The following is a 14263-nucleotide window of genomic DNA, read 5'->3' as shown; positions in this document are numbered from 1 at the left end:
CTGCCGCTGCGCTTGAGTGGGATGACCGCGCACATCCCGGGGAAATGTCTCATTCGTTCCATTGCCCTCGCGTCGGGAAAAACATTCCTCTGAATGTCGCGCTCAAAAAATTACAGTTTTGTGACAAAAAGACGTTTTAAAACAAATAAATAAGATAGTGATCACGTGTGCATTTTTTCGTTGACAAAACATCTTTTAAGACGGATCATGCATTCCAAGGTGAAGTGAGTTATGGAATTTTTATTCTACCTCCGCTTTGCCGGCGATGTTTTCGGGAGGAGCTGGGATCATCGTTGTGGGCGGGTTGGAAGCCCGCTTCTGAAGCATTGATGCATTGTTGAAGGTCACGCACGCGCCGTCTGTTTTTCAGGCTTCGCGAAGGCAGATGCTTGCCGGCGTGTCAGGGCAATGGCGTGGCCATACGGGGAGAGATAATGGCTCTTTTAAGCGAATCAACGAAGGCGGAGGCATTGGGGCGTCCCCCTGCGACCGCGCCTTCGGCATGGCAGGCCTGGCGATACCGCCTCAAGGTCGCGCTCCGGGAGCCGACGACGCTAATCGGCGTTCTGACGGCCCTGCTTTTTACCTATCTGATCGTCGTTCCGATCATTTCGATTATTCTCGACGCCGTCCGCGTCCAGTTCGGCCATGAACGGCGTCTTGGCAAGGATGTTGGCGACCTCACGCTTTATTATCTCGACAGGGCGTTTTTCTCGCCTGTCGCGACAGACCTTTTCTGGCGACCGCTCTTTAACACGCTGACAGTGGCTTTCGGGGCGATCGCGCTTTCGCTGGTCATCGGCACCGTGCTTGCCTGGCTTATCAGCCGTACGGACATGTTCGGCCGCCGTTGGTTCGCCACCGCGCTGATCGTGCCCTATATGCTGCCGGCCTGGACCTTTGCGCTGGCCTGGACGACCCTGTTCAAGAACCGCACCGTTGGTGGCCAGCCCGGCTGGTTCGAGGCTATCGGTCTCACTCCGCCGGACTGGGTTGCCTATGGGCGTTTCCCGATCACCATCATCCTTGCCCTGCATTATACGCCTTTCGTCATCCTGCTGTTCGGCTCGGCGCTTCGCCGCTTTGACTCGCAGCTTGAAGATTCCGCCCGCATTCTCGGTGCACACCGTTATCAGGTGGCCTTGCAGGTGATCATGCCGCTGATGCGCCCGGCGCTGTTGTCTTCCATGGTGCTGATCTTTGCGAAGTGCCTCGGTGAATTCGGCGTACCCTATGTTCTCGGGCTGCCCGTGAAGTTCGAAGTCCTGTCCACCTCGCTGTTCCGTAGCATTGCATCGCGCCAGACCGGTGTTGCCGGTGTCGTTGCGGCCTCGATCATGCTCATCGGCATCATCACGCTGATGATCGATGCCCGCCTCGTTCGCGAAGCGCGCCGGTTCGTGACCATCGGTTCGAAAGGGTCGATGAACCGGCAAAACCGCCTCGGCAAGATGCGGCTTCCGGCAACCGGCTTTGCGGCTGCCATCTTCATCCTCAGCGTCGGTCTGCCGCTTCTGACGCTGGCGCTCTCGACCATCATGAAAATGCCGGCCAAATTCACGCTCGACAACTTCACGCTCGATTACTGGATTGGCACCAACCTCAACACCGTGGCTTTGCAGACCGGCGTGCTCCTGAGCCCTGATCTCTGGGCGGCCGCCAAAAACACGATGATGATCGTCGGGCTTGCCTCGCTGACATCAGGCGTTCTCGGTCTCCTGGTCGGTTATGTCGTCATCCGCACGCCGGTGCGCGCCCTGTCGGTCTATCTGCGACAGGTAACGTTCCTGCCCTATCTCGTGCCCGGCATCGCTTTTGCCGCCGCCTATCTGTCGTTGTTTGCCGTTCCGCGCGGGCCGATGCCGGCGCTCTATGGCACGGTGACGATCCTCATACTGGCGCTGATTGCCGACCAGATGCCCTATGCCTCACGCGCCGGCATCTCGGCCATGACGCAGCTTGGAAAGGACCCGGAAGAGGCGGCGCAGATTGCCGGCGCCGGCTGGTTCCGCCGCATGATCTCCATCGTCATCCCGATCCAGAAGGGGTCGCTGGTGACGGGGGTTCTCCTGCCCTTCATCTCGGGCATCAAAGGCTTGAGCCTCTTCGTCATCCTCGCGGTGCCGAGCACGGACGTGTTGACCACCTATTCGCTGCGGCTGGTCGATTACCACTACACGCAGGCCGCCAACGCCGTGGTGCTGATCATCGCCGGCATCGCCTATTTCGGCACGCTGTTGGCCCAGAAACTGACCCGCACAAATCTTGCAGAAGGACTTGGAAGCTGATGCCTACCATCAACCTGCGCGGTGCGCAGAAAAACTACGGTGTGAATTCCGCAAATGCGGTTTCCGATCTCGATCTTGAAATCCGCGACGGCGAATTCATGTGCCTGCTCGGCCCTTCCGGCTGCGGCAAGACCACGACGCTGCGGATGATCGCCGGCCTCGAAAACCTCTCCGGCGGGGAAATCCGCGTCGGCGACCGGGTGATCGATTCCGTTACCGATGGCATCTTCGTGCCGCCTGAAAAGCGTGAAATGGGCTTGGTCTTCCAGAGCTATGCGCTGTGGCCGCATTTGACGATCGAGCGCAACACGGATTTCGGCCTGCGTCTGCGCAAGCTGCCGAAGGCCGAACGTGAAGCCCGTGTCGAACGCGTCATGCAGGCGCTCGATATCGCCAAATATCGCGATCGTTACCCGTCGCAGCTTTCCGGTGGCCAGCAGCAGCGCGTGGCGCTTGCCCGCATGCTTGCCGTCAATCCCGGCGTTCTGCTTCTGGACGAACCACTCTCCAATCTGGATGCCCGGCTGCGGCTGGAAATGCGCGCCGAACTGAAGCGGCTGCACAAGGAGTTCAAGACCACCATCGTCTTCGTGACGCACGACCAGTGGGAAGCCATGACGCTTGCCACCACCATCGCCGTCATGAACGAGGGCACGCTGCAGCAGATGGGCACGCCGAACGATATCTATGATCGCCCGGCCAACCGCTTCGTCGCCGAATTCGTCGGCAGCCCGCCGGTCAATATCCTGACCTTCGGCCAGCCCGGCGTCTCCGATGTTGCCGATAAGGGGGAAGCCTATTTTGCGGCGCGTTATCCGCAACTGCGCGGCATTGCCTCGGTCGGCATGCGGCCGGAGGCAATGGGTTACGTGATGAAGCCGGAAGACGTGCCACAGGGCAGCTTCTCCGGCGAGATGACGGTAACGGGCGTGCTGCCGACCGGCGGCAGCTGGATTCTTGAACTGAGAAGCGAAAATCACACGCTGTTCCTCACCACCCATTCCCTGCCGCGTATCGACAGCGGCGACCGCGTGTTTTTCCACGTGCCGCCGGAAGCCCTGCACGCTTTCGATGCAAAGGGACAGCGGGTCACCGAGGCGGACGCCGTTCTACGCAACAGCACCTACAACTGAAAACGCCGGCAAAAATGGCTGAAGGAGAAACAGTATGAAGCGGACAATGACGGGTTTGAGCCGGCTGTTATGTGCAACGGCAATTGTCGCAACGTTTGGTGGCGCGGCGAAGGCGGAAGAGCCGTTCGACCTCAATGCCCTGATCGAGGCGGCAAAAAAGGAAAAACCGATCACCGTTTATGACAGCACCGGCAAGATCGTCGAAATGGCGAAGAACTTTGCCGCGAAATATGGCGTTGGTGCCGAGGGCGCGAAGGTGAAGGCCTCGGCCCAGCTGGAAATGATCATCCGCGAGGCGCGCGCCAACAATATTCAGGGCGACGTCTCGATCATCAGCGATGCGCCGGCGGCGATGGCGCAGCTTATTCCGATGGGTTTTGTCGAAAGCTGGCTGCCGCCGGATATGGCCGGCAATATTCCGCCGGAATATCAGGATCCGCTTACCGTCGTCACCAGCGCCAATGTCTGGGCCTATAATAGCGAGCTTTTCGACAAATGCCCCGTTTCCAACATCTGGGAACTGACCGACCCGAAATGGAAGGGCAAGGTGGCGATGCAGGATCCGCTCGGCAAGGCATCCTATGTCGACTGGTTCAACCAGATGGCCAAGCACGGCGATGACGAGGTGAAAGCCGCCTACAAGACGCTCTACGGCAAGGATCTCGAAACAGCAGAGACGAGCGCCACCGCAGCCTGGGTAAAGGCACTTGCTGCCAACGCCCCGCTTTTGACCGACGCCGATGCGGCGGCCGCCGAAGCCGTGGGTTCGCCCGGCCAGAGGGACGCGTTCATGGGCCTCATCAGCTCAGCCAAGTTCCGTGACAACGCCGAGAAGGGCATGAAACTCGGCCTCTGCAAGGAGCTGAAGCCGTGGGCCGGCTGGCTTTATCCGGGCGTCGGCCTGATTACCAAGGGCACGGATAGCCCGAACGCGGCGAAGCTCTTCATTCATTACATTATGACCGCTGAAGGCATCGCGCCGCAGGCAATCGACGGCAAGATGTCGACGAACAAGGAGGTGAGCCTGCCTGCCGACGAGCCTTCGGGTATCGGCGCGGTTCTTAATGACATCCTGCCCTACAGCATGGCCACCAGCCTTGACGACTGGGATGCGCGCGAAACCTGGCAGGACTTCTGGCGCGTGAACTACAAAAAATAACGGGGGAGCACTTGGTGACGATCACTACTCAGAACAGGAATGGCAATGAGCGCAGGCGGCGGGGGACCGCCTCCGCAATTTGCCTTGGCTTCTCGCTGGCGGTTGGCGCTGCCGCGCACGCGCAGGACGCTTTTAATCTCGATGCGCTCATCGATGCCGCGAAGAAGGAAAAGCCGATCACCGTTTATGCGGTGACCGGCAAGATCGTTGATACCGCGCAGGCCTTCACCGCCAAATACGGCGTGCAGGCGAGCGGCAAGAAGGTGAACGAGGCGACGCAGGTTGAGCTGATGATCCGCGAGCATCGGGCCGGCAATGTCGTCGGCGATGTCAGCGTCGCAACCGATGTCGCCTCCGCCATGGGGGAGCTTTTGCCGGAAGGCATCGCCACCAGTTGGTCACCGCCGGATATGGAAGGCGATATTCCGCAAAAGCTGCGCGATCCGCTGGTCGTCGTCTCGGACCCGCATGTGTTTACCTACAATACCGAGAAATACGACACATGCCCGGTCACCAATATCTGGCAGCTGACGGAGCCGCGGTGGAAGGGCAAGCTGGCCATGCTCGATCTCTTCGACAAGCCGCTTTATGCCGACTGGTTCAACCAGATCGAAACCCACCACGATGCCGATGTCGCCAGGGCCTATGAGGATCTCTACGGCAAAAAGCTGGAAACAGGCGAAAAAAGCGCAACGGCGGCCTGGGTGAAGGCCTTTGCCGAAAATGCGCCGCTGCTGACGGATTCAAGTTCGGTTGCGGATGCGGCCGGTGCGCCGGGGCAGGCCGATCCCTTCTTCGTCATCACCTCTGTGGCGAAATATCGTGACAATGAGGCCAAGGGGCTGAAGCTCGGGCTTTGCAGCGGCGTAAAGCCCTTTTCCGGATTTCTATACCCCGGTTTCGGCTTGATTGCCGGGCAGACGAAAAGCCCGAATGCGGCAAAGCTTTTCCTGCATTACCTGATGACGGAAGAGGGCATCGCACCGCAGACCGCCGACGGCAAACTCTCCGGCAACACGAAAATCGCCCTGCCGGCGGATGAACCCTCGAAGGTCGCAGATCATCTCGATGAGCTGATGGCGTTCGATGCCGCAACGGCGGCCGACGACCTCGACAAGCGCGAAGGTTGGCAGGATTTCTGGCGGGTGAACTACAAAAAATAAACGGAAGGCGGGCGCCAAGCCCGCCTGTCTTTCCTTGGGAGGGGAAACGATGAAAAGAACCAATTTGAGAGCGGCGTCAGCCATTGCTGCGGCAATGATCGGATTGTCTGCAATGGCCGCTGCGGCCGAAGAGGCCTTCGATCTGGATAAGATCCTGGCGGCGGCAAAGCAGGAAAAGCCGATCAATATCTATGACAGCACCGGCAAGATCGTCGAGATGGCCGATAAGTTCAGCGCCAAATACGGGCTGAAGGCAACGGGCGTGAAGGTCTCGGCCAATAGCCAGCTGGAGATGATCATCCGCGAAAGCCAGTCCGGCAACGTACAGGGCGATGTGGTGCTGATTACCGATGCGCCATCGGCACTCGCGCAGCTTCTGCCGGCGGGTTTTGTCGAGAATTACCTGCCGGGCGACATGGCCTCGAAAATCCCGGCGCAGTTTCAGAACCCGCTGGCAATTTCCACCAACGCCAATGTCTGGGCCTATAATACCGAAGCCCATGACAAATGCCCGGTGGGCAACATCTGGGAACTGACCGAGCCGCAATGGAAAGGCAAGGTCGCCATGGTCGACCCCTTGAGCAAGAGCACCTATACGGACTGGTTCAACCAGCTCGAGGCCCATGGAAATCAGAAGGTGGCTGCAGCCTACAAGGCCCATTTCGGCAAGGAGATAGAGGAAAAAGGCGCGTCGGCCGCCTGGATCAAGGCAATGGCTGCAAACGGTCCGCTTGCCACCGAAGGTGATGACCCGGTGGCGGAAGCTGTCGGTGCGCCAGGCCAGAAACAGCCCTTCTTCGGCCTGCTCAGTTCGGCGAAGTTTCGCGACAATGCCGACAAGGGTTACAAGCTCGGCCTCTGCACGGGCCTCGATCCATGGGTCGGCTGGACCTACATCAAGCTTGGGCTGATCGCCTCCAAGACCAAGAGCCCGAATATGGCGAAGCTCTTCATCCATTATGTCCTGACGGAAGAGGGCATCGCCCCGCAGATGAAGGACGGCAAGCTGCCGACCAATATCGACATCAAGATGCCGGCTGACGAACCCTCGGGGCTTATGAAGGTCGCCGACAGGCTGATGGGCTATGATTCCGCCACTGGCCTTGATGACTTCGACCGCCGTGAGGAATGGCAGGACGTCTGGCGCGTCAACTACACGAAATAATCCCGGCTGGCGCGGCCCAGGCCGCGCCCCCTCCTCCTTCTTTTTTGAACGAACAGACTGGATATGCCAATGCAGACCGCATCTTCAACCGAGCGCAAATCTGGAAATGAGGCGGCGCTTTCCCGTTCGATGCGGCTGATGAAAATCGCCGAGACGGCTGCGCGTGCCGTGCGTGATCCGCTGCTTTCGGCATTCCGCTCGGAAATGGCGGTGGACTATAAAGTCGATCTCCACGACATCGTCACCATTCATGACAAGCGCGCTGAAGCCGCCATTCGTGCCGTCATTCTCGCAAGCGAACCCAATTCAGCAATCATGGGCGAAGAAGGCGGCCAGATCGGCAGCGGCGATGTGCAGTGGTATGTCGATCCGATTGACGGCACGGCTAATTTCGCCCGTGGTCTCGCCTTCTGGTGCGTGTCGATTGCCGCCGTCATTGACGGCGAGGCCGTTGCCGGCGTGGTCTATGATCCCGTGGCGGACCAGATGTTTTCCGCCAACCTTGAAGCTTCCTATCTGGACGGAGACAAGCTGCGCTCCCGCAGTGTTGCAGACGAGACCTGGGCGACCTTGATCACCGGTTATCCTGTCTCGCGTGATTTCCGGCTGGATGGGCGGGAAGCGGCGCTCGCCAATTTCGGCGCTCTTGTCGAGACCTTCTCGACATTGCGTCGGCCTGGCAGCGCCGCGCTCAGCATCGCCCATGTTGCGGCGGGCTGGACGGATGCGGCCGCCGGTTTCGGCGTTAATGCCTGGGATGTGGCCGCAGCCATTCTTATCCTCAAGAACGCGGGCGGAACCTATGAGCCCCTCACCCTTGGAAAGGTGGCGGAAGGCTCCGCCGATTTCCTCTGCCCCGGCTATATCGCCACGGGCGAAGGGGCGAACTACCCGACATTGCAGCGGGTGGCGCGGTCCATATCCGCAGCCCGCACCGTAAAGGCGAAAGCGCAGCATAGCCAACCGGCCACGAAGGCCTGAAGACGTAATATCGGCACCGACGGAGACATGACATGCCACAACCGGAAAAGATCCAATCCCCAGAGCAGGAATCCCGCGAATTGCCGAAGCTCAGCCGCATCTATGAGCGGCATCCGCTTTATGGCGTCGATCTTTTCATTTCCGGCAAGGAGGGCGCGAGCGACCTCAACCTTCTGCGTCAGAACGGCATCACCACCGTCGTCAATTGCGCCGTTAATCTCGATTTCAATTTTGTGGAGCAGCCGCAAATCGTTTCCGATCATGAGGGCAGTGTCTATGGGCCGGGCGAAATCCGTTATTACAAGATCGGCCTGATCGATGGCGCCGGAAACCCCGATACCCAGATGGTTGCTGCCCATTATATTCTGCGGGCGGCGCTGGAGCAGATATTGCCCGACAAACCGTCCTATCCCCGGCGGGAGCGCGGCAGCGTGCTCATCAATTGCCGGGGAGGACGTTCGCGTTCCGTCGCCGTCGTTGCGCTTTTTCTGCACCTGACGCTGCCGGTGGAATTCCCGACGCTTGACGATGCCATCGACTTCGTTCGCGTGAAGCGTGAATTGCCGGAAAACGAATGGTTCAAGGCACCGAAGCCCGTGCTTGCGGACGCTGCCCGCCGGGCTGCCGGCTGGATCGCGATGATCGACGCCGCGCATTAAAGAAAGGCCGCCTCGGTCCTCCCTGATTTCGGGGCAGTGACAAACCCTCGGCACGAGGCCGGGGGGGTGACGCCGTGTGTGCCGAGAGGTTGCCAGTCAGGCATCCTCTCGGCCGTTCGGTTTTAAGCTTCGCTCACCGCGTCATTCCACGCCCGGACCTTCTCGATGTTCCGTTCCGAACGGGATACGATCTCGAAAGCGAAGCCGTCGCCGGAAACACGCTCGCCGACCTCGGGGAGGCGGTTGAGACGCCACAGGATGTAGCCCGCGACGGTGGAGTAACGGTCGGCTTCATCCACGAGATCGATGTCGAGAAGATAAGACGCCCTTCTGATATCGACGGCGCCGTCGATAAGCCAGGAGCCGTCTTCCGCCTTTTCCGAAATCAGCAATTCTTCGCCTTCTTCGGGGAATTCGCCGGCGATCGCCTCGAGAATATCCGTCGGCGTGGCGATACCCTGCAGCGTACCGTATTCATCGATGATGACGGCCATCTGCAATGGGGATTTACGCAGCTGTTCCATGACCTGCAGGGCCGTGGCGCTCTCATGCACCACAAGCGGCTGCCGCAGCGAGCTTTCAAGGTTCAGGCTGCCGTCACGCAGAAGATCGCGCAGCAGGTCCTTTGTGGCCGCCACACCGAGGAAGGAGTCCAGCTTGCCCTGCGCGAGCATCAACCGGGAATGATCGAGTTCCAGCAGGCGGTGGCGCAGCGTCTCCGGGTCGGCGTCGATATCCAGCCAGTCGATCTCGGTGCGTGGTGTCATGATCGAGACAACGGGGCGTTCGGCAAGTGTCAGCACGCCGCGGATCATGTCCTTTTCTTCGGATTTGAACAGGTCGCTGAGGGTGGCCTGTTCGGCGATAAGATCGGCCGTCTCGCCAAGCGGCTGTTCACCCACCCGGCCGCCAAGAAGCCGCAGTATGGCGTCGGAGGTGCGCTCACGCATATCACCGGCGGTGATGCGCTTTTCGCGGTTGCGCCTGCCAAGCTGGTTTGCCGCCTCAATGAGCACGGAAAAGCCGATGGCCGCATAGAGGTAACCCTTCGGAAGATGGAAACCGAAACCTTCGACGATCAGGCTGAAACCAATCATCAACAGGAAGCCTAGGCAGAGAATGACCACGGTCGGATGTTTCGACACGAATGTCATCAGCGGCCTGGAGGCCGCCATCATCACGGCCATGGCCACGCAGACGGCGGTGATCATTACCCAGAGATTGTTGACCATGCCGACGGCGGTAATGACGCTGTCGAGCGAGAACACGGCGTCGAGCACGACGATCTGCACGATGACCTGCCAGAAGACCGCATGGACCACCTTGCCCTGCTTCGGCTTGTGGTCACCCTCAAGCCGTTCGTGCAGCTCCATGGTTCCCTTGGCGAGCAGGAAGGCGCCGCCGATGATGAGGATGAGATCGCGTCCGGAGAAGGAAAAATCCGCGACTGTAAACAATGGCCGCGTCAGCGTGACGATCCATGAGATCGAAAACAGCAGCAGGACGCGCATGATGAGCGCCAGCGACAGGCCGATGACCCGAGCCTTGTGGCGCTGGTGTGGTGGTAGCTTGTCGGCAAGGATCGCGATGAAGACGAGATTGTCGATGCCGAGAACGACTTCGAGAACGATAAGGGTGACGAGGCCGATCCAGATGTTCGGATCTGCTAGGAATTCCATGTTCAGGAGCCTTTATGGGAATGGATGCGAACACGTAAAGCCCCGGACTGAACATCCGAGGCTGAAAGCTGTCGCGTTGAGGAAAACAAGAAAATCCGAGGCTGGCTGCGCTTCACGCGAGCCAGCCTCGTTCGGTGTCGACTACTGTCGGTACTGTCGCCTTCGTCAGGCATAGGGCGAATTTATCCCGCTATCCGTGAATTCTTGTGCGGGCTGAATTAGCAGATTTCTCCTGGACGGGAAAGCATTTTCATCCAGCCTGGCCTGATGCCGGCAGCTGGAGCCTGATGTGGCGCGCTTGCGGAACGGCGAAATCTGCCGGCACTGCGCCATCACCGCGCGCGGCTTGGCCTCTTCCTCGCGGGGGTCATGCGTCGCGTGATCAAGGCGCCGACAAAGGCGATCAGAATTGCGATTGCCGTCGCCAGAACCGCAAGGCCCAGCCAGTGGACTTCGGTGAGTTCGCCAAACTGTTCGGCGCCTTTTGCCGCGAGCCAGCCCGGGGCAAGCAGCACCGGCACCCAGAGAATTGCGGAGGCGATATTGGCAGCCTGGAAGCGGCGCTGATCCATGCCGATCATGCCTGCCACCAGAGGAACCGTGCAGCGCAAAGGCCCGAAAAAACGGCCGAAAAACACGGCAAAGAAGCCATATTTCCGGAAAAAGAGCCGCACCCGAGCGACCCGTTCGCGATAGTGCCGCAATGGCCATCGATGGACCACGCTCGGCCCCAGCCATTTGCCCATCATGTAGGATACGATGTCGCCAAGTACCGCGCCGAGGATCGCTCCCGTGACCACGGGAAAGCGGTCGATGACGCCGCTGCCGACCAGCCCGCCGATCAGAAGCATCAGCGCCGTGGCCGGAATTATGAGCCCGAGAATGACGATCGATTCCCCGAAGGCAATGAAGCCGACAATCACGCCCGCCCATGTCTGATGTGTGCGAATGAAGGTTTCTGTTGTTTCGAGAAGACTGTCCAAATCGAACTCCGCAGATATTCAAGATGACGAAATTGTTATCGCCGTCCGAACCATAACCAACGCGATGGCCGGCTCACTCAAGGATTGACGAGGTTGCGACGGAACGGTCGCTATCGCGTTTTCTCGCCGATGTCCGATGTCGTTCGCTGGTCGACGCCCTTGCCATTAAGAATGTTTTTCAGGATGTCGAGGCGGTCGTTGATCAGCCATCCATAGTAATTTTCAACCGGCAGGCGGGTTTTTGCGCCCGCATCCACCGCCACCCGCAGCCGTTCGGCGCGCCGCCTTGGCTGGCCGACATTATAGAGCGTCGCGGTAATGCCGGGATTGCCCGAGATGTCGAAGCCCTTTTCCCGGTAGGCATCGATGGAATCCCTGATGATGGCGGCGATGTAGATGATGCTGCGGTCGGGGTCCATGACGTCGCGGTAGATTTCCTTTGGCCTGTCCGCCGAGAGTTTCGGCAGGCCGCTCGTCCTGTTGACGAGGTCGGTGACCTGCAACGCCGTCAGCGGGCTGATCTGGCCAAGCCCGAAGGTCTGTCCCGCATAAAAGGGCTGGAAGAAGGCGCGCTGGAACGAGATGGCCTCGTAGCTGGCGCCATCCACCACCTTGCCGCGGAAATCTTCGTCCCAGACGGTATCGCGGCAGCTCCATTGTTCGGAGGTGGTGGCAAGCGGCTCGCAGGACCGGAATTCCGGCCGCTGAAGGAATGACTTCAGTGAAACGCCATTATAGCTGAACCTGATATCGAGTTCGGCGTAAGAAATGGCCTTGACGTAATAGGTCTGCAGGCGATCCACGGCCGAGACGTTGAAGGTGTGCTCACCGACGATGGCGCCGACAATGTGGATCGGGTCGATGCCATAGGCCGCTGCTGCCTTCCTGATCTTGCTGAGAAGGGCGGGCTCGCTGTTCAGGAGGTTAATCGTCTTGCCGAATTTTTCCTCGTAGGTCGTGTAGAAAGCCTTGGTCCGGATCGCCGAGGCTCGTGGTATTTCCGGCTGCTCGGCGGAGCGATTTCCGGGAGGAACGACAGTCATCTGCTGCGCGACGGCGTAAGAAGGAAGGCAGGCCAGCGTCATGATGACGGTGGCTGTGCGGGTGATCTTCGCAAACAGGCTCATGCAACATTCTCTGTAACGGGGATTCATCGTGGTGGTGTGCCTTTCTTAGGCAGGCCATCCCCGCATGGCAAGTTTGCCGCCGCTCACATTCCCGTTCTTGGCGATTACGAAGGGTGTCGCACGACCCGGCGGTAGCAGGTTCGCCAATTTTCGGGATCGTTAAAAGTCGAGCGGTTTGTTTCATTTGAACTCAAACCGGCAGCGATAGGTCATGTCATCAGGAGATGAACATGAGCTATTTCAACAAATTGCTGCAGGCATGTTTTGTTCTGACCGTGGCCGGTCTGCTTTCACCGGCAGAGGCTTCGCCGTCGATGTCGACGGGCGCGATCACTTCCCAGCCGGTTGGACATTATGAATTCTGCCAGCGGCATTCGGCGGAGTGTCAGCCCGTGAAGGCCATGCCGCCGCTTCATCTCACGCCCGACAACTGGAAAACCATGGTTTCGGTCAACAGCGCCGTCAATGTCGAAATCGATCAGCGCTCCGACATGGAAGTGTGGGGCTACGAGGACTACTGGGAATATCCCTATAAGGGTGCGGGGGATTGCGACGACCTCGTGCTGGAAAAGCGCAAGCGGCTGATGGATATCGGTCTGCCGGCCTCCAACCTGCTGATCACGGTTGTCCGTGACGAGCGGGGCGATGGTCATGCGGTCCTCACGGTAAGGACGGATCGCGGCGATTTCATTCTCGACAATATGAAGCCGAAAATCCTCCGCTGGGACGAGACGCCCTATAGCTATCTCAAGCGTCAATCCACGGATCATGCCGGTCGCTGGGTGGATATTGATGGCTCCGGTTCGCCGGCCATCGCCGCGCGGGAGGTCGATCGCGGCACCGCCGTGCCCGCAACCACCGCGCGCCGCAACATCATCGATCTGTTCAGGAACCGCTGAACCAGCGGTTTCCGGGAGCCTGCTGCAACAGCTAGTCCTGGCGTTTCAGGGCGTCGACTGCGGCTTTGGCGCGTGCGGCCGCCTCCCTTGCTTCGCGCGCAGCATCGGAGGCTGCTTCAGGGTCGGTGGAGGAACCATCATAGCCGCCCATGGCGCGCTCCCCTATGCCGATGTGAAAATCCTTCAGCTGGAAAGCGGCAAATGCCAGAAGGGCGGCCATGCCAATAAAAAGGCAGGTCTTCATGTTCCGTTTCATTCGCGTTTTCCCGATATTCAGTCGGTGATGTGCAATTCGATCGCCTGTGACGAGAAGCAGCCGATGAAGCAGGATATCGGGTTGCCGTCCGTCGCCCGGTCTATCGCGGTATAGGCGAGGACCGGCAGGGATTTGGATGATTTGAGGAAATGATGTTCGTGAGGAGCGGGCAGTCTTGCGACGACGATTGTTTTTGCACGGTGATAATCATCCACGCCGAACCGTTTCAGCGTTTCGCTGATCGACCCGAGCTCTTCGAAAATTTCCGGAAAACCGGAAAACCGTGTCGCGCAACAAAAGCGCGTGCCGATGCCGATGGGGTGGCCGTTGGCGTAAGCGCTGATTTCCAGGGCAATCAGCGGCGCTTTTGCGCCAAGACCAAGAGCTGTCGCGACGTCTTGCGTCGCCGGTTCAAGCCACCAGCGCAGCAGTTTGCGTTCCGGGCGCGTATTCACGGCTTCAAGATTGCGGTCGAAATGCACGCGGCGGCCAACGACGTAAGGGATCGGCGCTTCGCTGACAAAAGTGCCGCTGCCGTGCAGAATGCGCAGCAGGCCTTGTTCTTCCAGTGATGCCAGCGCCCTGCGCGCGGTCATCCGGTTGACGTTGAATTCCCGGGCGATGTCCTGGCTGGAGGGAATTTTTTCGCCCGGCTTCAACTGCCCCTGTTCGATCCGCCCGCGCAATGCGGCGGCGACCTGCCGCCAGAGCGATTGTGTTTCTGATGTTCCGTTGTCCATGCGCGGCGTCCGATTGTCTTGCAGATGTCAC

At 59.4% G+C, this 14263-nt stretch carries 13 protein-coding genes; 8 read left to right on the top strand and 5 right to left on the bottom strand.

Annotation, left to right across the window (positions count from 1 at the left end; translation table 11 throughout):
- Positions 1-434 precede the first annotated feature (434 nt).
- The 7 genes from QSV77_RS21225 (at position 435) to QSV77_RS21195 (ending at position 8548) form a co-directional block, all read left to right on the top strand.
- Positions 435-2288 (top strand): iron ABC transporter permease, encoded by a 1854-nt coding sequence (locus QSV77_RS21225; protein WP_142842945.1) that lies wholly within the window; start codon positions 435-437, stop codon positions 2286-2288.
- Entirely contained in the window at positions 2288-3421 is a 1134-nt protein-coding gene (locus tag QSV77_RS21220; RefSeq protein WP_302734966.1) for an ABC transporter ATP-binding protein, read from the top strand. Before QSV77_RS21225 ends, QSV77_RS21220 begins: the two co-directional genes overlap by 1 nt.
- Positions 3422-3455: 34 nt before the next feature.
- On the top strand, positions 3456-4580 hold the full coding sequence (locus QSV77_RS21215) for an ABC transporter substrate-binding protein (RefSeq protein ID WP_302734965.1): 1125 nt from the start codon (positions 3456-3458) through the stop codon (positions 4578-4580).
- A gap of 14 nt (positions 4581-4594) precedes the next feature.
- Positions 4595-5743, top strand: a complete 1149-nt coding sequence (locus QSV77_RS21210) for an ABC transporter substrate-binding protein (protein WP_302734964.1) — start codon at positions 4595-4597, stop codon at positions 5741-5743.
- Positions 5744-5837: 94 nt separating this feature from the next.
- Positions 5838-6908 (top strand): ABC transporter substrate-binding protein, encoded by a 1071-nt coding sequence (locus QSV77_RS21205; RefSeq protein ID WP_302735286.1) that lies wholly within the window; start codon positions 5838-5840, stop codon positions 6906-6908.
- A 63-nt stretch (positions 6909-6971) separates the two neighbouring features.
- Positions 6972-7889 carry an inositol monophosphatase gene (locus QSV77_RS21200; RefSeq protein ID WP_302734963.1) on the top strand — a complete coding sequence of 306 codons (918 nt, stop codon included), beginning with the start codon at positions 6972-6974 and terminating at the stop codon, positions 7887-7889.
- Positions 7890-7921: 32 nt separating this feature from the next.
- The gene (locus QSV77_RS21195; protein ID WP_142842939.1) at positions 7922-8548 is read left to right on the top strand and encodes a dual specificity protein phosphatase; all 627 of its coding nucleotides are present in this window, start codon (positions 7922-7924) and stop codon (positions 8546-8548) included.
- A 122-nt stretch (positions 8549-8670) separates the two neighbouring features.
- On the opposite strand, the gene QSV77_RS21190 is transcribed toward QSV77_RS21195, so the two are convergent.
- The 3 genes from QSV77_RS21190 to QSV77_RS21180 form a co-directional block, all read right to left on the bottom strand.
- Positions 8671-10227: a TerC family protein gene (locus tag QSV77_RS21190; RefSeq protein WP_142842938.1), complete on the bottom strand. Its 1557-nt coding sequence runs from the start codon at positions 10225-10227 to the stop codon at positions 8671-8673.
- Positions 10228-10559: 332 nt separating this feature from the next.
- Complete coding sequence (locus tag QSV77_RS21185; protein WP_302734962.1) at positions 10560-11210, bottom strand: DedA family protein; 651 nt, start codon at positions 11208-11210, stop codon at positions 10560-10562.
- Positions 11211-11320: 110 nt separating this feature from the next.
- The gene (locus QSV77_RS21180; RefSeq protein WP_302734961.1) at positions 11321-12337 is read right to left on the bottom strand and encodes a DUF1402 family protein; all 1017 of its coding nucleotides are present in this window, start codon (positions 12335-12337) and stop codon (positions 11321-11323) included.
- 230 nt (positions 12338-12567) lie between these two features.
- Between QSV77_RS21180 and QSV77_RS21175 the strand changes: the two genes are divergently transcribed.
- On the top strand, positions 12568-13236 hold the full coding sequence (locus QSV77_RS21175) for a transglutaminase-like cysteine peptidase (protein ID WP_302734960.1): 669 nt from the start codon (positions 12568-12570) through the stop codon (positions 13234-13236).
- A gap of 31 nt (positions 13237-13267) precedes the next feature.
- Here QSV77_RS21175 and QSV77_RS21170 read toward each other — a convergent pair whose 3' ends face one another.
- Entirely contained in the window at positions 13268-13492 is a 225-nt protein-coding gene (locus QSV77_RS21170; protein ID WP_302734959.1) for a hypothetical protein, read from the bottom strand.
- 17 nt (positions 13493-13509) lie between these two features.
- Positions 13510-14232: a phosphonate metabolism transcriptional regulator PhnF gene (gene phnF / locus QSV77_RS21165; protein ID WP_302734958.1), complete on the bottom strand. Its 723-nt coding sequence runs from the start codon at positions 14230-14232 to the stop codon at positions 13510-13512.
- Positions 14233-14263: the final 31 nt, after the last annotated feature.

It is taken from the genome of Agrobacterium sp. V1 (assembly GCF_030518355.1).
GTDB classification, from domain to species: Bacteria; Pseudomonadota; Alphaproteobacteria; order Rhizobiales; family Rhizobiaceae; genus Agrobacterium; species Agrobacterium cucumeris.
The sequence above is the reverse complement of the archived record's forward strand: the minus strand, read 5'-3'. Positions and strand labels throughout refer to the sequence as shown.

What these genes read in the sequence shown, in the direction of transcription:
- QSV77_RS21225 (WP_142842945.1), top strand. Translation starts at nt 435, where the DNA reads ATGGCTCTTTTAAGCGAATCAACGAAGGCGGAGGCATTGGGGCGTCCC.
- QSV77_RS21220 (WP_302734966.1), top strand. Translation starts at nt 2,288, where the DNA reads ATGCCTACCATCAACCTGCGCGGTGCGCAGAAAAACTACGGTGTGAAT.
- QSV77_RS21215 (WP_302734965.1), top strand. Translation starts at nt 3,456, where the DNA reads ATGAAGCGGACAATGACGGGTTTGAGCCGGCTGTTATGTGCAACGGCA.
- QSV77_RS21205 (WP_302735286.1), top strand. Translation starts at nt 5,838, where the DNA reads ATGATCGGATTGTCTGCAATGGCCGCTGCGGCCGAAGAGGCCTTCGAT.
- QSV77_RS21200 (WP_302734963.1), top strand. Translation starts at nt 6,972, where the DNA reads ATGCCAATGCAGACCGCATCTTCAACCGAGCGCAAATCTGGAAATGAG.
- QSV77_RS21195 (WP_142842939.1), top strand. Translation starts at nt 7,922, where the DNA reads ATGCCACAACCGGAAAAGATCCAATCCCCAGAGCAGGAATCCCGCGAA.
- QSV77_RS21190 (WP_142842938.1), bottom strand. Translation starts at nt 10,227, where the DNA reads ATGGAATTCCTAGCAGATCCGAACATCTGGATCGGCCTCGTCACCCTT.
- QSV77_RS21180 (WP_302734961.1), bottom strand. Translation starts at nt 12,337, where the DNA reads ATGAGCCTGTTTGCGAAGATCACCCGCACAGCCACCGTCATCATGACG.
- QSV77_RS21175 (WP_302734960.1), top strand. Translation starts at nt 12,568, where the DNA reads ATGAGCTATTTCAACAAATTGCTGCAGGCATGTTTTGTTCTGACCGTG.
- QSV77_RS21170 (WP_302734959.1), bottom strand. Translation starts at nt 13,492, where the DNA reads ATGAAACGGAACATGAAGACCTGCCTTTTTATTGGCATGGCCGCCCTT.
- phnF (WP_302734958.1), bottom strand. Translation starts at nt 14,232, where the DNA reads ATGGACAACGGAACATCAGAAACACAATCGCTCTGGCGGCAGGTCGCC.